This is a genomic window from Microbispora rosea (assembly GCF_900156315.1).
Lineage (GTDB): Bacteria > Actinomycetota > Actinomycetes > Streptosporangiales > Streptosporangiaceae > Microbispora > Microbispora rosea.
In genome coordinates this window covers 93990-111299 of record NZ_FTNI01000028.1, presented here as the reverse complement: position 1 = coordinate 111299, position 17310 = coordinate 93990, and the positions used below count along the sequence as shown (strand labels likewise).

At 73.7% G+C, this 17310-nt stretch carries 15 protein-coding genes; 10 read left to right on the top strand and 5 right to left on the bottom strand.

Annotated features, from left to right (window positions below; translation table 11 throughout):
• The first annotated feature begins 40 nt into the window (after nucleotides 1-40).
• Nucleotides 41-2857: an AfsR/SARP family transcriptional regulator gene (locus BXA11_RS31790; protein ID WP_204053902.1), complete on the top strand. Its 2817-nt coding sequence runs from the start codon at nucleotides 41-43 to the stop codon at nucleotides 2855-2857.
• 54 nt (nucleotides 2858-2911) lie between these two features.
• On the opposite strand, the gene BXA11_RS41640 is transcribed toward BXA11_RS31790, so the two are convergent.
• Nucleotides 2912-3262 (bottom strand): HPr family phosphocarrier protein, encoded by a 351-nt coding sequence (locus tag BXA11_RS41640; RefSeq protein ID WP_143734625.1) that lies wholly within the window; start codon nucleotides 3260-3262, stop codon nucleotides 2912-2914.
• A gap of 67 nt (nucleotides 3263-3329) precedes the next feature.
• On the bottom strand, nucleotides 3330-3704 hold the full coding sequence (gene dhaM, locus BXA11_RS31780) for a dihydroxyacetone kinase phosphoryl donor subunit DhaM (protein ID WP_076440470.1): 375 nt from the start codon (nucleotides 3702-3704) through the stop codon (nucleotides 3330-3332).
• Nucleotides 3705-3740: 36 nt separating this feature from the next.
• On the opposite strand from dhaM, the gene BXA11_RS31775 reads away from it, so the two are divergent.
• Complete coding sequence (locus BXA11_RS31775) at nucleotides 3741-4514, top strand: IclR family transcriptional regulator (protein ID WP_030509536.1); 774 nt, start codon at nucleotides 3741-3743, stop codon at nucleotides 4512-4514.
• Between the two features lie 89 nt (nucleotides 4515-4603).
• Here the strand turns inward: BXA11_RS31775 and dhaL are convergent, their stop codons facing one another.
• From dhaL to BXA11_RS31760, 3 genes are read right to left on the bottom strand one after another with little or no spacing between them, the layout of a single operon-like run.
• Nucleotides 4604-5230 carry a dihydroxyacetone kinase subunit DhaL gene (dhaL, locus tag BXA11_RS31770; protein ID WP_076440468.1) on the bottom strand — a complete coding sequence of 209 codons (627 nt, stop codon included), beginning with the start codon at nucleotides 5228-5230 and terminating at the stop codon, nucleotides 4604-4606.
• A gap of 28 nt (nucleotides 5231-5258) precedes the next feature.
• Nucleotides 5259-6251 (bottom strand): dihydroxyacetone kinase subunit DhaK, encoded by a 993-nt coding sequence (gene dhaK, locus BXA11_RS31765; RefSeq protein ID WP_076440466.1) that lies wholly within the window; start codon nucleotides 6249-6251, stop codon nucleotides 5259-5261.
• Entirely contained in the window at nucleotides 6248-7018 is a 771-nt protein-coding gene (locus BXA11_RS31760) for an MIP/aquaporin family protein (RefSeq protein WP_076440464.1), read from the bottom strand. The genes dhaK and BXA11_RS31760 overlap by 4 nt, the downstream gene beginning before the upstream one ends.
• Before the next feature lie 270 nt (nucleotides 7019-7288).
• Here BXA11_RS31760 and BXA11_RS31755 point away from each other — a divergent pair, with 270 nt between their 5' ends.
• The 8 genes from BXA11_RS31755 to BXA11_RS31720 all read left to right on the top strand — a co-directional run bounded on the left by BXA11_RS31755 (nucleotide 7289) and on the right by BXA11_RS31720 (nucleotide 17289).
• A complete protein-coding gene (locus BXA11_RS31755; RefSeq protein WP_076440462.1) occupies nucleotides 7289-8233 on the top strand; it encodes an NAD-dependent epimerase/dehydratase family protein in 945 nt (314 codons plus the stop codon).
• 6 nt (nucleotides 8234-8239) lie between these two features.
• On the top strand, nucleotides 8240-9166 hold the full coding sequence (locus BXA11_RS31750) for an RNA polymerase sigma-70 factor (RefSeq protein ID WP_076440460.1): 927 nt from the start codon (nucleotides 8240-8242) through the stop codon (nucleotides 9164-9166).
• A gap of 84 nt (nucleotides 9167-9250) precedes the next feature.
• On the top strand, nucleotides 9251-9634 hold the full coding sequence (locus BXA11_RS31745) for a DoxX family protein (RefSeq protein WP_030509530.1): 384 nt from the start codon (nucleotides 9251-9253) through the stop codon (nucleotides 9632-9634).
• A 424-nt stretch (nucleotides 9635-10058) separates the two neighbouring features.
• Entirely contained in the window at nucleotides 10059-10598 is a 540-nt protein-coding gene (locus tag BXA11_RS31740; RefSeq protein WP_239105173.1) for a DUF1062 domain-containing protein, read from the top strand.
• 255 nt (nucleotides 10599-10853) lie between these two features.
• The gene (locus BXA11_RS31735; protein ID WP_076440456.1) at nucleotides 10854-11627 is read left to right on the top strand and encodes a cyclase family protein; all 774 of its coding nucleotides are present in this window, start codon (nucleotides 10854-10856) and stop codon (nucleotides 11625-11627) included.
• A complete protein-coding gene (locus tag BXA11_RS31730) occupies nucleotides 11624-13378 on the top strand; it encodes a thiamine pyrophosphate-binding protein (protein WP_076440454.1) in 1755 nt (584 codons plus the stop codon). Before BXA11_RS31735 ends, BXA11_RS31730 begins: the two co-directional genes overlap by 4 nt.
• A 149-nt stretch (nucleotides 13379-13527) precedes the next feature.
• Nucleotides 13528-14265, top strand: a complete 738-nt coding sequence (locus BXA11_RS31725; protein WP_076440452.1) for a lysophospholipid acyltransferase family protein — start codon at nucleotides 13528-13530, stop codon at nucleotides 14263-14265.
• Nucleotides 14266-14394: 129 nt separating this feature from the next.
• The gene (locus BXA11_RS31720) at nucleotides 14395-17289 is read left to right on the top strand and encodes a helix-turn-helix transcriptional regulator (protein WP_076440450.1); all 2895 of its coding nucleotides are present in this window, start codon (nucleotides 14395-14397) and stop codon (nucleotides 17287-17289) included.
• Nucleotides 17290-17310 lie beyond the last annotated feature (21 nt).

The following is a 17310-nucleotide window of genomic DNA, read 5'->3' as shown; positions in this document are numbered from 1 at the left end:
ATTCGCTATGCGCGCACGATGTGATCGTGATGGGGGGACGATGCTGCGCTTCACCCTGCTCGGCCCCGTCCAGATGGTCGTCGACGGCGCGCCCCTGTCGGGCATCGCCCCACGTCATCGGGCTGTCCTTGCCTACCTTCTGCTCAACGCCGGCCGGGTGATCGGCATCGAGCGGCTGATCGACGCGATGTGGGGCTATGACCGGCCCGACACCGCCCGGTCGCAGATCCACGCCTCGATCACCACGATCCGCAAGGTCCTGCGCGGCGCGGGAGTCGTAGGGCTCCTGGAGACCCGTGCCGGCGGCTACGTCGCGCAGCCGGAGCCCGGACAGGTCGACGCGCAGGAGTTCACCGAGCTCGTGGCCGCGGGCGAGCTGCGCAAGGCGCTGGACCTGTGGAGCGGCGAGGCCTTGGAGGACGTGCACGCGCATTACGTCACCGGTGTCCGGGAGCTCTGGAACGACCGGCGGTTGTCAGCGTACGAGCGCCTGGTGGAGGGCGAGCTCGCCGCCGGGCGGCACGGCGATCTGCTCGACGAGCTCGCGACCCAGGTGGCCGCCAACCCGCTCCGCGAGAAGCTCAACGGCCATCTCGTCGTGGCCCTGCACCGGGCGGGGCGGCAGCCCGACGCCCTGGCCGCCGCGCGCGCCTACCGTACGGCTCTCGCGGACGACCAGGGCCTCGACCCCGGGCATGCCTTCACCGAACTGGAGCGCGCGGTCCTGGCGGACGATCCGGCCCTGAGGCTGGCCGTCCCGGCGCCGGTGGCTCCCCGGCCGCCGTCTCCCTCCACCTTCCTGCCTTACGACATTCCCGACTTCTCCGGACGGACCGCCGAACTGGAGCGGCTCGCGGACGAGCACCACAACGAACACGACGAGCCGGCGGTCGTCACGATCGACGGCATGGCCGGGATCGGCAAGACCGCTCTCGCCGTCCACGTGGCCCACCGGCTGGCCGCCCGTTATCCGGACGGCCGGCTCTTCATCGACCTGCAGGCCCACACCGTGGGCCGGGAGCCGATCGACGCCGCCGCAGCGCTGGAGACACTCCTCCGCCAGCTCGGGGTGCCCGCCGACCGCATCCCGGTCACCCCGGCCGAGCGGAGCGCCCTCTGGCGTGCCGAGCTGGCCGATCGCCGGGTGCTCGCCGTACTGGACAACGCTCTCGACGCCGAGCACGTGCGTCCCCTGCTGCCGGGACGCTCCGGCACCCTCGTCCTGATCACCAGCAGGCGGCGGCTCGTCGACCTGGACGGCGCCCAGGCGTTGTCGGTGGACGTGCTGGACGAGGCGGACGCCGCCGAGCTGTTCGAGCGGATCGTGGGCGTACGCGCGCACCGGGAGCCGGACGCCGTACGCGAGGTGCTGCGGCTGTGCGGGCACCTCCCGCTCGCCATCCGGATCTCCGCCGCCCGCCTGCTGCATCGCCCGCGCTGGACCGTGTCCTATCTGGCCGGGCGGCTGCGGGACCATCGCCGGCTCCTGGACGGGGTGTCGGCGGCCTTCGCCCTCTCCTACGAGCAGCTCCACGAGGACGAGCAGCGGATGTTCCGCCTGCTCGGGCTGGTGCCAGGGCGCGACATCGACGTCTGCGGCGCGGCCGCGCTGGCCGGGACCTCCGAGGACGAGGCCGAGGAGCTGCTCGAAGGCCTCCTCGACGCCCACATGCTCCTGCAGCTCGAACCGGGCCGCTACACCTTCCACGACCTGCTCCGCGAGCACGCCCGCTCGCTCGCCGAGGACGACGGCGCCGTCATGCGGCTGCTCACTTACTACCTGCACCGCTCCCGCGCGGCGATGGACCGGCTCTTCCCGTTCACGGTCGGCCAGCGTGAGGGCATCCCGCAGCCGGCCGCCCCGATCGCGCCCATCCGCGACGCCGCGGAGGCGATCGCCTGGCTCGACGCCGAGCGCTCCAACATCATCGCGACCGCAGTTCACGGACCTGAGATCTGCCTGGGCATGCTGGCCCTGGCGATGCGCCCCTACCTGGACCGGCACGCGCATCACGACGACGCGCTCACGCTGCACACCCTGGCGCTCCGGCGTAGCCGCGTGCTCGGCGATCCCGGGGTCCAGGCGCGAGCGCTCACCGACCTGGCGCGGACCTACTGGCGGCTCGGCGAGTACGAGCGGGCGGAGGAGCACGCCCACCAGGCCCTCGACGCGTGCGAGGAGGCCGGCGAACGGGCCCGGGCGCTGCTCACCCTGGGGAACGTGGCCCTGCGCCGCGGCCGGGACGAACACGCGGAGCGATACCTCAAGCAGGCGCTCGACCTCACCCGTCTTGGCGCCGACACCTGGGGCGAGGCCAACGTGCTCGGCATCCTCGCCCTTCTCCTCGACCGGGCCGGCCGCCCTGAGGAGGCCCGGCGCCATCTCGACCTGGCGCTGGCACTCCACCGCAAGGTGGGCGATCCGGCGGGAGAGGCGGCGATCCTCGACCACCTCGGCGTCGTCCTCCGGCGCCGGGGCGAGCTCGCCCAGGCGCGTATCCGCCACGCGCAGGCCGCGGCGGTCTACCGCACCCTCGGCAACACCGCCGACGAGGCGGCCGCGCTCAACGGGCTGGCCGAGGCGGCGGACGACCCGGCTCGGGCTGCCGAGGAGCACACGACCGCACTCGCGCTCGCCGACCTGGCGCGCAACCGGCCGGAGCAGGCGCGCGCCCACGACGGGCTGGCACGCGCCCACCTCGCGCTCGGGCACGCGGAACAGGCGGGTGAGCACGGGCGGCTGGCTCTCGGCCTCTACCGCGAGCTCGGTGTTCCGGATGCCGAGAAGGTCCGCAACCTCCTGGAGAGCACCGGAGAGTCCGCGAGGCAGGACCACCCTGCGCCCGTGGGGTCGTGACCGCTCCGGCGCAGGACGGCTCCGGCCGCCTCGGACCGGCTCCGGGCGAGACCGTCAGCCGCCGAGCACCGCGCTGAGAGCCGTCAGCGCCTCGGCTGCGTCGTCGCCGGTGGCGAGCAGCGTCACGGCCTGCCCACTCGTGGCGCCCAGGCCCATCAGCGACAGCACGCTGCGCACGTCGACCGAGCGGGAGCCGTACGAGAGGGTGACGGCCGAGGTGAAGGCGGCGGCGGTCTGGGCGAGCGCACTCGCGGGGCGGGCGTGCAGGTCCTCGGTCAGGACGATCATGCGCTCGCCGGTGTGGGCCTCGGAAACCGCCGGCGCAGAGGTCGCCGTCGGTTCCAGGGTCGCGGTCGGTTCCAGGGTCGCGGTCGGTTCCAGGGTCGCGGTCGGTTCAGGGGGCACTGTGGCAGGGGCCGCCGTGGGCGCAGAGGTTGCGGAGGTTGCGGTGGGCGCGGAGGTCGTCGTGGGCTCAGAGCTTGCGGACATGCCGCGCCTCCTCGGCCGCCGCCATCACACCGTCCAGCGACGCCCCGCCGCCCGCCGCGACGACCGCGGAGATGGCGCCCTCCACGAACGGCACGTCGGCGATCACGACATGGTCCGGGGACTGCAGCAGCCTGGCGGTGAGCACCGAGCTGCCGAGGTCGGGGATCAGCACGACGCCGTCCCCCCGGTCCACCTCCTCGATGGCGGCGGTCACCCGGTCGGGGCTCGTGCCGAGACCGCCGTCCTCGGTGCCTCCCGCCGCCGCGAGCGGCACGTGCGCCCCGCCGATCTGCCTGGCCAGCGCGGCCACTTCCGCGGCCAGGCCGCTGCTGTGTGAAATGAGTACGATGCCAACCATTCGTTATTCCTGAAGATCGTTCGGCATAATCGAAAAGTGATCCAGTCGGTGGAGCGCGCCGCGCTCATCCTGAAGGTCCTCGGGTCAGGCGCCCCCCGGCTCGGGGTCACCGAGATCGCCGAGCGGGTGGGCCTGGCCAAGCCGACCGTGCACGGACTGCTGCGCACGCTCGCCGCCTGCGAACTGGTCGTGCAGGACCCCGACACCGGCAAGTACGCGCTCGGGCCCGCCGTGCTGCAACTCGGCAACGCCTACCTGGAGGGGTCGGAGCTGCGGGCCAGGAGCCTGCTGTGGGCCGACTCCCTGGCCCAGCGCGTCAACGAGGCCGTGTGGGTCGGCACGCTGTCGGGGAACCGGGTGATCGTGCTCCACCACGTGTTCCGGCCCGACGACGTCGTGCAGATCCTGGAGGTGGGCGCGGCGATTCCGTGGCACGCCTGCGCGCTCGGCCACGCCATCGCCGCGCACGACCCGCGAGGGGACGAGCTGCTGTCGGACGACCTCGCCCCGCTGACCGGGCTCACCAGGACCGCCCGCGACGACCTGGAGCGGGCGCTCGCGGAGGTGCGCCGCCGGGGGTACGCGGTCGAGGACCAGGAGGCGGCGCTGGGAGACGCGGGCGTCGCCGCGCCCGTCTTCTCCCGGGACGGCTCGGTGGCCGGTGCCGTCGCCGTGGTCGGACCGGTCGAGCGGGTGCTGGACCCGGCGCGGCGAGAGGAGATCGCGCTGGCCGTGCGCGAGACCGCCCGGGCGGTCTCGCGCGACCTCGGCGCGCCCCGCTCCGCCGTGCCCGGCGGCTCGGCCGTCTGAGCAGACCTGGCTGCTTGAATCGGCCTGGTTCCTCGCGGCCCAGCCGCTTGAGCGGGCGCGGTTCCTCGCGGCCCGGCCGCGGCTCGCGGTCATCGGGAGGCGGCCGCCTTCAGCGCGCCGAACAGCAGAGCCGTCGAGGCGGCGCCGGGATCCTCGTGCCCGACGCTGCGCGGCCCCAGGTAGCTGGCCCGCCCCTTGCGCGCCTGCAACGGGACCGTCGCTCTGGCGCCCTGCTCGGCCGCGGCGGCCGCCGCCTCCAGCGCCTCCTCCGGCTTCAGCCCGTCCCGTACGGCCTGGGCCAGCGCCTCAGCGGCCGGGGCGAGGGCGTCGACCATGGTCTTGTCGCCCTCGGCCGCTGCGCCGAGACGCTGGACGCCGGCCAGGGCCGCGTTCAGGCCCGTGCTCAGCTCGGCCGGCGAGATCTCCGGGGCCTCGCCGAACGCCTTGCCCATCTCACGGAAGGCGGTGCCGTACAGGGGGCCCGAGGCGCCGCCGACCTTGCGGATGAGCGTGGAGCCGACGAGGACGAGGAGCGCGCCAGGGGTCTGCGGGGAGGCGCCGGCCAGCGCCTCCTGCGCGGCGGTGAACCCGCGGTCGAGGTTGGCGCCGTGGTCGGCGTCGCCGATCGCGGCGTCCAGTTGGGTGAGGTGGTCGCGCTGCGCCCGTACGGCGGTGGCGATCTCCTCGATCCAGGCGGCGAAGAACTGGGTGTTCACGAGGGGACTCCAGAGGTTCGGATGGCGGTCAGCGGCCCCAGCGCAGCGCGGGTGTCTCCACCGGCGCGTCCCAGAGCCGGGTGAGCTCGCCGGTCAGCGAGCACGTCGTCACCGAGAAGCCTTGCATGTCGAGGCTGGTCACGTAGTTGCCGACCAGGCTGCGCACCGCCGTCGCGCCCTTCTCCCGCAGGTACGCCTCCACCTCGGCGAAGACGATGTACAGCTCGATGAGCGGGGTCCCGCCCATGCCGTTGACCATGACGAGCGTCTCGCCGGACAGCGGCAGGTCGGCCTCGATCGCGTCCATCGCGGTACGGACGATCTCCCGGGCCTCGCGCATCGGGGCCCGGGTCCGGCCGGGCTCGCCGTGGATGCCGATGCCGAGCTCGATCTCCGTGTCGCTCAGCTCGAACGTGGGCTTGCCCGCGGCCGGGACCGTGCAGGGCGTAAGCGCCACCCCGAACGAGCGGCTGCGCTCGTTGACCTCCCGGGCGACCCGCGCCACCTCGGCCAGGTGCGCGCCGGTCTCGGCCAGCGCGCCGGCGATCTTCTCCACGAACAGCGTGGCCCCGGTGCCCCTGCGGCCCGCCGTGAACAGGGAGTCCTGCACCGCCACGTCGTCGTTGACGAGCACGGTCGCCACCTCGACGCCCTCGTCGCCGCTGAGCTCGGCGGCCATCTCGAAGTTCAGCACGTCGCCCGTGTAGTTCTTCACGATGTGCAGCACGCCCGCGCCGCCGTCCACGCCCTTGGTCGCCTCGATGAGCTGGTCGGGCACGGGGGAGGTGAAGACCTCGCCGGGACAGGCCGCGTCGAGCATGCCGTAGCCGACGAACCCGCCGTGCAGCGGCTCGTGACCGGAACCGCCGCCGGAGACCAGGCCGACCTTGCCCGGCCGGGGGGCGTCGGCGCGGAACACCACCTTGTTCTCGATGTCGACGCGGAGCGAGGGGTGTGCCGCGGCGATGCCGCGCAGCGCGTCGGTGACGACGGAATCGACACTGTTGATGAGCTTCTTCATGATGCGGTCCCTACTGCCGTGGTCGTGCTCTCCAGCTTCGTCCTTCCTCGCGAGGCCGCAAGCGCCGTGTAGGCGAGTGCCCCGATCAGTCCGCCCGCGAACTCCCCGATGAAGTAGGCCGGCAGCTGGTCCCAGCTCACCGCACCGCCCCAGGCCGCGTCCACGAGGAACGGGCCCGCGTAGCGGGCCGGGTTGATCGCGGCCCTGGTCACCGGGCCCACGATGACGATGATCGCGAAGACGATCGCGCCGATCGCCATCGGCGCCCATCCGGGCGCGGCTCGCCTGTCGAGCACGCCGAAGACGACGAAGACCAGGATGAACGTGCCGATCGCCTCGATCAGCGTGCCGCGGGCGAAGCCGACCTCGGCGGCGTACGCGGTCACGCCGCCTCCGGCGGCCCTGGCGGCGTCCGCGCCGAGCGTCGCGAAGATCGCGAGCGCGCCGGCGACCGCCCCGGCGACCTGCGCGGCGACGTAGCCCGGCACCTCACGCCAGGGGAAGCGCCCGGTCGCGGCGAGGGCGACCGTGACCGCGGGATTGATGTGGGCGCCGGAGATGTGTCCGATGGCGTACACCGTGCCCACGATGACCAGCATGAACGCGAAGCTGATCATGCCGAGCTGGGCCATGGAGAAGGGGGCGTGGGATTCGGCGGCGATGACCCCGGTCGCCGCGGCCGAGCCGGCGCCGACGTACACGAGGAAGGCGGTGCCGAGCAGTTCTGACAGGAGCTTCTGGAACGCGGAGGGGGGTGAGTCGTTCATGAGACCGTCCAGAGTGTGAACGTCGTTCGATAATGCCGAACGCGATTTCATAGAAGTTAAATCTGGAGGCCGTCCACGTCAAGGCCCGCCGCGAGAATGCGACTGCCTTCCAACAGGTGGCGGGAGGGCGGGAAGACGGTGGCCGGACGGACGGCCCGGGTGCGTGCCACCGGCCTACGTGTGAGGTGCGTCACTGCCGTTCATGGAAAGACGGGGTCCCTCGTCTTCAGTGCTGAGCGCGATTTCATCCGCGCAAGGAACGGAGACGACATGAGGATCTTCATCGCCGGGGCGTCCGGGGCGATCGGCGCCCGGCTCGTCACCCAGTTGGTGGCCCGGGGCCACCAGGTGGTCGGCACGACCCGCTCACAGGCCAAGACCGGGCCGCTGCGCGCGCTGGGCGCCGAACCGGTCGTCGTCGACGCGCTCGATCCGGACTCGGTGGCCGACGCGGTGGCCAAGGCCGCGCCCGAGGTGATCGTCCACCAGCTCACCGCGCTGAGCGGGCCGTCGGGCATGCGGCAGGTCAAGCGGATGGCGGCCGCCACCAACCGGCTGCGTACGGAGGGCACCGACCACCTGCTGGCGGCGGCGCGCGCGGTCGGCGTCGGCAGGTTCGTGGCGCAGGGCAACTCCTTGTGGATGGAACGCACCGGCGGACCGGTCGCCGACGAGACCGGCCGGATCGAGCCGAACCCGCCCGCCGACGCCGCGGCGGCGGTGGCCGCGCTGCGGCACGTGGAGGACGCCGTGACCGGCATCACCTGGGCCGACGGCATCGTGCTCCGCTACGGTTCCTTCTATGGCCCCGGGACCGGCCTCAGCGCCGCGCCGGACGCGGTCATGACCGAGCAGATCCGCAAGCGGAGGTTCCCCATCATTGGCAGCGGCGATGGCGTGTGGTCGCTGGTGCACATCGCCGACGCCGCGGCGGCCACCGCCGCGGCCGTCGAGGAGGGCGAGACCGGGATCTACCACGTCGCCGATGACGACCCGGCGCCGGTGCGCGTCTGGCTGCCCTACCTGGCCCGCACGCTCGGCGCCGAACCGCCGCGCCGCGTGCCGGCCTGGCTCGCCCGCCCGTTGGCCGGCGAGGGCGCGGTCGACATGATGACGCGGGCCCGCGGGATCTCATGTGAGAAGACCAAGCGCGAACTGGGGTGGACGCCGCAGCACCCGAGCTGGCGCACCGGGTTCGTCCACGGACTGAGCTGACTCGGCATGTCCACCTCGGATCTGTACGGCGAGCTGCGGCCGCGCGCCTTCGCCATCGCCTACCAGATGCTCGGCAGCGTCGGCGAGGCCGAAGACGTGGTGCAAGAGGCGTTCCTGCGGCTGCACCAGACCCAGCGTGGAGGCGAGACGATCGCCTCACCCCGGGCCTACATCGCCACCCTGGTCACTCGGCTGGCCATCGACCAGTTGCGCTCGGCACGCGTACGGCGGGAGCGATACGTCGGCGAGTGGCTACCGGAGCCGCTCGCCACCGATCCCTCGCCGGGCGAGCACGCCGAGACCGCCGACTCGCTGTCGCTGGCCGTCCTGGTGCTGCTGGAAAGCCTGACTCCACAGCAGCGGGCCGCGTTCCTGCTACGCGAGGTGTTCGACTATCCGTACACGGAGGTCGCCGAGATCGTCGGCACCGACGTGGACAGCACGCGGCACCTGGTCGCCCGCGCCCGCAGACACCTCCAGCAGCGCCGCCCGCGCTACCACGCCTCTCGGCAGCAGCGCCAACAGCTCGCTCGGCGCTTCTTCGCCGCCGTGGAACACGGCGACCTGAGCGCGCTGGAAGAGCTGCTGGCGCAGGATGTGGCGATGCACGGCGACGGCGGCGGCAAGGTGCCGGCGCTGGGGCGGCCGGTCAACGGACGCCGGCGCGTGGCGCGCGTCCTGGCGGCGATGGCGCCCCTGCTGGCCCGTGCCGGCGGCGTGCGCTTCCACCTCACGCAGGTCAACGGCCAGCCGGGGGCCCTGGTCTTCGACGCCCGCGACCTACTGGTCGGGGTGATGGGACTGGACATCGCCGACGACCGGATCCAGACCATCCACTCCATCGTCAACCCCGACAAGCTCCAGCACTTCGACCGGGTCGGCGACCTCGGCGCCCTGGTACGCCCGGACCACGAGGGAACCGGCAAGGGCTGAACCGCGCTCGGCGGCCTCCACTCCATCCGTGCCCCTGGGCGCGTCCCACGGCGTCCGTACGCCTGATCATGATTGGACGACTCGATGAACCTCGCACTGTGGCTCGTTGCCGGACTGCTGGCCGTGATAGCCCTGACCGGCGGTGCCATCAAGGCATTCGTGCCGAAGGAGAAGCTTGCCGCGACTCCAGGTGGAGCATGGACGCGAAGCGTCAGCGCCGGCGGAGTCAAGACCCTCGGCGTCCTCGAGATCCTCGCCGCAGCCGGCTTCACACTGCCCGCCGCGGCCGGCATCGCACCGGACCTGGTGCCGGTGACCGCCCTCTGCTGGATCGCGCTGATGGCCGGAGCGATGATCACTCACGGCCGTCGCCGCGAATTCCGGTTCGCGGCGCTGAACCTGGCCTACCTCGCGCTTGCCCTCTTCGTCGCCTGGGGCCGCTTCGGTCCCGGCGCATTCACCGGCTGACCGGCCACTCCCACGACGGTGCCGGGGCCAGGCCGGCGGACTTGGCCTGACCCCTCAGCGCAACGCAGCCGAACTGCCGCCCCTGCGATCTGGGTGCCCCTGCGATCCGGGGGCGCGGGCTCCGCGCCGGCCTCCGCTCCCGCTGCCGGGCCGAGGTCGCGCCACCGTCGCCGGAAAACCGTTTGAGCCTGCCTTCCACGCTCCCGTAGGGTGCCTGCGGCCCCGTCGCAGCGAGGACAGAGGACATAAGCGCGTGACCCCGCCTGCTCTTCAGACCTGACACCTTCTTCCGCTCACCTTCAAGCCGACCGTTCCGTCGGCTCTGCCGGGCTGCCCGTGCGCGCCCGGTCATGCAGCGTTTGAGGCCGCGCGCAATCGGCCTCGTGTCAGGTCTAGAGAGATCATGTCTTCACAACCTCATACCGTGCTGCCCTGGGTCGTCCGCCGGACCGGGCTGCCTCTGCTGTCGTTGCGGTGCGTGGACTGCCGGTCGGAGTCCGCCACCACCGGCGAGGGCAGGTTCCGCGTCAACGCCAACGGCAAACTGCTGGACGTGTGGCTGCTGGTCCGCTGCGTGTCCTGCGGCCGTACGAGCAAGCTCGGCGTGCACGAGCGAGCGCCGGTCAGCTCGTTCGATCTGGCCGAGCTCGACGGCTACCACGCCAACGATCCGGAGCTGGTGGCGTCCACGCTGCTGGATCCGCTGTTCGCCCGGCGCAACCGCTTCGCTCTCGACTGGAACGGGGCCTGGCGGCTGGACGCCCCGTCGGCACGGCTCGACGATGCGTGGCCCGTCCGGGTGGAGGTCGTCTTCGACGATCCGGTGCCGGTGCGCCCGGAGCGGCTCATCGCGCACGGGCTCGGCCTCAGCAGGAACGAGGTGCTGCGCCGGATCAAGTGCGACATACCGCTGCGCCGTCCGACGAGCGCCGGGTTCACCTTCACCGTGCTGGCGGGGGACTAGCGGCCTGTAGCCGCGGCGCGTGATCCCCTCACGCGTCCGTGCGTCACGCCTCGGCCAGGGGCGGCTCCGGAGGCCCGGAGCCGCCCCTGGCCACCCCGGAGCCGCCGCTCCGGGGTGGCCGGGATGCGCGCCGCGTCTGGCGTCGCCCGCATGATTTGGACGATCATCGTCGCGTACGGTTCACCCGCGTCTGATATGGCGTTCCGGTGGGCCGGTGTAGGAGTATCGCAGGGGCCTGAATCAAGGGAGGCGTTGATGTCGGTGTTGCGGGATCTGGTGGACGGCATCCGGAGCGGGGGGATCGAGGTGCTCGACCTCACCGCGCCGCTGAGCGACAAGACGCCGATCCTGTTGCTGCCCGAGCCGTTCGGGCAGACGGTGCCGTTCTCGATGCAGGAGATCAGCCGGTACGACGACCGGGGCCCGGCCTGGTACTGGAACAACTTCACCACGGGCGAGCACACCGGCACGCACTTCGACGCGCCGGTCCACTGGGTCACCGGGCGCGATGGCGAGGACGTGTCGCAGGTGGCTCCCGCCAAGCTGATCGCCCCCGCCGTGGTGCTCGACTTCAGCGCGCAGTCCGCCGCCGACCCCGACTTCCTGCTGGAGGTCGACCACGTCAAGGCGTGGGAGGCCGAGCACGGGCCGCTGCCCGACGGCGGCTGGCTGCTCTACCGCACTGGGTGGGACGCCCGCGCCCACGACCAGGCAGAGTTCCTGAACGCGGACGAGACGGGGCCGCACACGCCGGGCATGTCGATCGCCTGCGCCCGCTACCTCGCGGAGGAGACGACGATCGCGGGCATCGGCGTGGAGACCGTCGGCACCGACGCGGGCGCGGCCCACTCCTTCGACCCCGCCTTCCCGTGCCACTCCTTCCTGCTCGGCGCGGGGAAGTACGGGCTGACCCAGCTGCGCAACCTGGACCGGCTGCCGCCCACCGGCGCGGTGGTGGTCGCGGGCCCGCTGCCGATCGTCGGCGGCTCGGGCAGCCCGGTCCGCGTTCTCGCGCTGGTGGAGCGGTGAACGTCGCGGAGGCCGTCGGCGCGGCCCTCGCCGCCCTCGGCGTACGGGCGGCCTTCGGCGTCGTCGGCAGTGGCAACTTCCACGTCACCAACGCCCTCGTCGAGCACGGCGTGCGCTACGTCGCGGCGCGGCACGAGGGCGGGGCCGCCACGATGGCCGACGCCTACGCCCGGATGAGCGGCACGGTCGCCGTGCTCACCGTCCACCAGGGGCCGGGCCTGACCAACGCGCTGACCGGCGTCACCGAGGCGGCCAAGAGCCGCACCCCGCTGCTCGTGCTCGCCCCGGAGGTGACCTCGCCCACCTCCAACTTCCGGATCGACCAGACCGCGCTCGCCGAGGCCGTGGGCGCGCACTGCGCCAGGGTCGGCTCGGCCGCCACGGTCGTGGACGACACCGTGATGGCCTTCCTCGCCGCCCTGCTCGGACGCCGGACGGTGGTGCTCAACCTGCCTCTCGACGTGCAGGCCGAGACGCTGCCCGACGAGGCCGCCGACGCCGTACGCGAACTGCTGGCCGGCCGGGGCGGCGCGCACCGCGACGTGGCGAGCCGCGTGCCTGCGGCGTGGGGGCTGACGTTCCCCGTCGAGGCCGGGGACGACGAGGAGTCGCGGGGCATTCCCGCCGAGCCGTCCGACGAGCTGACGCGGTTCGCGCGGATGCTCGCGGAGGCCGAGCGGCCGGTCTTCGTGGCCGGCCGGGGAGCCCGCGGCGCGCGGCGGGAGCTGGAGGCGCTCGGCGAGCGGGTGGGGGCGCTGTTCGCGACCTCCGCGGTCGCCAAGGGCCAGTTCCACGGCAGCCCGTGGGACCTCGACGTGAGCGGCGGTTTCGCCACCCCGCTCGCGGCCGAGCTGATCCGCGGCGCCGACCTCGTCGTCGGCTGGGGCTGCTCGTTCACCATGTGGACCACCCGGCACGGCGCGCTGATCGGGCCGGAGACCAGGGTCGTCCAGGTGGACCTCGACTCCGACGCGCTCGGCGTGCACCGCGATATCGACCTCGGCGTGGTCGGCGACGTACGCGAGACCGCGCGGGCGGTCGCCGCTCTGCTCGGCGAAGGCGAGCCTGGGGCGGAGGGCGAGACGGGGACGCGCGGCTACCGCGCTCCGGAGATCGCCGAGCGCATCGCCCGCGAGGGGCGCTGGCGCGACGTGCCGTACGAGAACCTGAGCGCCGGAGGGCGCATCGACCCCCGCACGCTGACGATCGGGCTCGACGACCTGCTCCCGCAGGAGCGGCTGGTGGCCGTCGACTCGGGGAACTTCATGGGATATCCGTCGATGTTCCTCACGGTCCCGGACGGCAGCGCGTTCTGCTTCACCCAGGCCTACCAGTCGATCGGGCTCGGCCTGGCGACCGCGATCGGCGCGGCCGTCGCGCGGCCCGACCGGCTCGCGGTCGCCGCCCTCGGGGACGGCGGGGCCCTGATGGGCGTCGCCGAACTGGAGACGGTCGTACGGCTCGGCCTGCCGATGGTGGTCGTGGTCTACGACGACGAGGGATACGGCGCGGAGGTCCACCATTTCGGCCCGCACGGGTTCCCGCTCGGCGCGGTCACCTTCCCGCCCGCCGACATCGCGGGGATCGCGCGGGGCTTCGGCTTCGAGGCCGTGACCGTGCGGCGGGAGGAGGACCTGTCGGGGGTCGCGGAGTGGCTGAAGGGGCCGCGCGACAGACCCCTGCTCGTCCACGCGAAGGTCACCGCCGACCGCCCGTCGTGGTGGCTGGAGGAGGCCTTCCGCGGCCACTGACCGGGTGGGCACGAGGCCGGAGTGGCCACTGACCGGGTGGGTACGGGGCCGGAGCTGCCGCCGGCCGGGCGCAGGGGACGGGAGCGGCGCCGCCAAGAAGAGGACTTTCGACCCGTAAAAGCTACTGACGCGTAGGTTACGGTTCAGGCATGGCTGAGATCGTGTACCCGCCGGTCCTGTGGACCGCGCTGACCGCCTTCAAACTGCTCGACCTGAGGTTCCGCCTGGAGGGCACGGAGCGGATACCCCGCAGCGGTGGCGCGGTCCTGGTGAGCAACCACGTCAGCTACCTCGACTTCGTCTTCGCCGGCTTCGCCGCCCACCCGGCCGGGCGGCTGGTCCGGTTCATGGCGAAGAAGGAGGTCTTCGACCACCCGGTGTCGGGCCCGCTGATGCGCGGCATGCACCACATCCCGGTGGACCGGTCGGCCGGAGCGGGCGCCTACGACGCCGCCGTACGGGCGCTCAAGGACGGTGAGATCATCGGCAACTTCGCCGAGGCGACGATCAGCAGGTCGTTCACGATCAAGGAGATCAAGAGCGGCCCGATCCGGATGGCGGCCGAGGCCGGGGTGCCTGTGATCCCGGTCGCCCTGTGGGGCGGTCAGCGGCTGTGGACCAAGGGCCGGCCCCGCAAGCTGCTGCAGCGCCACGTCCCGATCACGATCCTGGTCGGCGAACCGATGCCTCCCGGTCCGGGCGACGATCTCGCCGCGCTCACCGGGGAACTGCGGCGGCGGATGGCGGACCTGCTCGACGAGGCCCAGCGGACCTACCCCGACCAGCGGCGGGGCGTGTGGTGGCAGCCGGCTCACCTCGGCGGCACGGCGCCCACTCCGGAGGAGGCCGCCGCGCTCGACGCCGCCGCCCGGCCCCGCCGCGCGTAGGGGTCCGGAGGTCTGTCCGGTTCCGCAACACGGCCGTTACGCCGGAGGGTTGACCGGCGGTCAAGGGGCGGGGATAACTGAGCCGTAGCCGAGCCCGGGGGACTCGCAACCCGTACCTTGGAGCCGTGGATGAGCATCGTGCCCCCGCCCCCGCTGGTCGGACGCGCCACTGAGCTGCGGACTCTCATCGACGCGGTGACCCGCCCCCCGGCGGTCGTGCTGGTGGAGGGCGAGGCGGGCATCGGCAAGACCCGGCTCGTCCGCGCCGCGCTCGACCGCCTGCCGTCGGGCGACCGGGCCGTCCTCCTCGGCTACTGCCACCAGATCCGCGAGCCCTTCCCGTACGGGCCGGTCTTCGAGGCGCTGCGGGACATCAGGGGACGGCTCCCGGCGGCGCACCGGCTCAACCCGGTCACCGGCGCGCTCCGCGACCACCTCCCCGAACTGGCCGGCGCGCTGCCGCCGTCGCCGCAGCCCCTGGACGACCCGCGGGCCGAACGCCACCGGGTGTTCCGCGCGATACGCGCCCTGCTGGCGGCCGTCGGACCGGCCGTACTCGTCGTCGAGGACCTGCACTGGGCCGACGACGGCACGCTCGACCTGCTGCGCTTCCTGGCCGGGCAGCCGCCGCAGGGGCTGGCGGTGGTCGCGACGTGCCGCAGGGACGGCGTCGCCGGCCCGCCGCTCGGCCGGGCCTACCGGCACCAGCCGGACACGGCCAGCGTGGTCGTACGGCTGACGCCGCTGGACGCGTCCGGCGTGGCCAGCCTGGCCGGTGCCCTGCTGGAGCGGTCCGACCTGTCACCCGGGTTCGTCATTCGGCTGCACGAGCGCACGGCGGGCATCCCGTTCGTGGTGGAGGAGCTGGTCCGATCCCTGCCCGCCGCGCTGCCCGGCGCGGACGACCCGGACGCGCTCGACCGTGCCGTCGACCGTGCCGGCGTCCCCCTGCTGCTGCGTGAGGCGATGGCCGAGCGGATGGCCGGTCTGTCTCCGGCGGCGGCCGGAGCGGTCCGGGCGGCGGCGGTGCTGCGGCTCCCCGCGGGTGAGCAGCTGATCACCGCGGTCGGCGGGGACCCGGCCGCGCAAATCAAGGCCGGGCGGGGCCCCGCAGGACCGGACCCCAACGGATCGGGCTCCGCCGGACTGGCCGAGGCGCTGCGCGCCGGGGTCCTGCACGAGCACCCCGGCGGCCGGTACGGCTTCCGCCACGCGCTGGCCCAGCAGGCCGTCTACGACGCCATCCCCGGCCCGGAACGCCGATCCGCGCACGTCCGGGCGATGGCCGCGCTCGCCGCGACGGACGCGCCGCCGCTGGTGCAGCTGGCCTTCCACGCCCGGCAGGCCGGGGACACCGACGCCTGGGTGCGCCACGGGACCGCCGCCGCCCAGCAGGCCGCCGCGCTGGGCGACACCGCCCTGGCCGTCGAGGTGGTCGAGGGCATGCTCGACGACCCCGACCTGCCGGTGCGCGACCGGGGGCCGCTGGTGCTGATGCTGAGCCGCTTCGCGGCGACGGGCCTGTCGCACCAGCGCGTGGTGCGGCTGCTGCGCCAGGTGCTGCGGGGCGACTTCCTGTCCCGGGACGTGCGCGGCGAGGTGCGGCTCAACCTCGGTGTGGTCCTGTCCAACCAGGCGGGCGACGCCGCCGCGGGGCGGCCGGAGATCATGGCCGCCCTCGCCGAGCTGACCGACCGGCCGACGCTCGCCGCCCGCGGCTGGGCCAGCATGGCGATGCCCGAATGGGGCGCCGAGTCGCTGGCGGAGCACGCGGAGTGGATGGCCCGCGCCGAGGCGCTCGTCGCGACCGCCGACAACCCGGAGCTGTCGGCCGCGGTCCTGGCCAACCGGGCCTCGTTCGAGATGACGACCGGCTCTCCCGGCGCGTTCGACGTCGCCGCCCGGCTTCCGGCCGGCGACCCGCGTACGGGCGTCCGGCGGGAGGTCGCCCGGGCCTACTGCAACCTGCACGACTCGGCGACGACCGTGGGCCTCTACGCGGCGGCCGAGCGTTTCGCCCGGGAGGGGCGGCGGCTCGCCGTGGAGACCGGCGCGCAGTATCCCGCCTTTCTCCTCGACGCCTCCGCGATCCGCAGGGAGTGGCTCACCGGACGATGGGACGGGCTCCGCGACCGGGCGGCGTCCCTGGGGGAGTCGGCCACGGAGACGCCGCTGGTCGCGGTGGACCTGTGGCTGGTGTTCGGGCTGCTCGCCCTGGCGACGGGCGAATGGGAGGAGGCGGTCAGGCAGTTCCACCGCGCGGGGCTGGACGCGCCGGAGGCCCGCAACGTCCCGGTAGTGACGGCCGCCGCCGGGGGGCTGGTCGATCTGCACCTCGCCCGGGGGGCGACGGACGAGGCGGCCGCGGAGGCCGAGGCGGCGGTCGCGCGGCTGCGCCGCAAGGGCGTGTGGGTGTGGGGCGCGAGCCTCGTCCCGCCGGCCGTCGCCGCGTTCGCCCGGGCCGGGCGCCTGGAGACGGCGGCGGAGCTGGTGGACGAGTACGCCGCCGGGATCGCCGGCCGGGTGGCGCCCGCCGCGCACGCCGCACTCGACGCCGCCCGTGGCGCGCTCGCCGCCGCACAGCCGCGGCACGCCGAGGCCGCCGCCTTCTTCGCCCGGGCCCGCGAGGCGTACGCCGCCCTGCCCCAGCCGTACGCGGCGGCGCGGGCGGCGGAAGGAGAGGCGAGGTCCCGGCTCGCGCTCGGGGACGGCGCCGCGGCGGCGGGCTTCCAGGAGGCCGCGGAGTCGTACGGCCGGCTCGGGGCCACCCACGACGCCGCGCGGTGCAGGCGGGTGCTGCGCGACATCGGAGTGGACGTCCCGCTCCCGCGGGGCGGGCGGCGGGGCGCCGGGGCGCTCTCGCAGCGGGAGCGGGAGGTGGCCCGGCTCGTCGCGCTCGGCCGGACCAACCGCGAGATCGCCGACGTGCTCTTCCTGTCCACGCGAACCGTCGAGACCCACGTCGCGACCGTGCTGCGCAAGCTCGGCGTGAGGTCGCGGACCCAGATCGCGCCGCCCGCCTGACCGGCCCAGGAGGCGGAAACC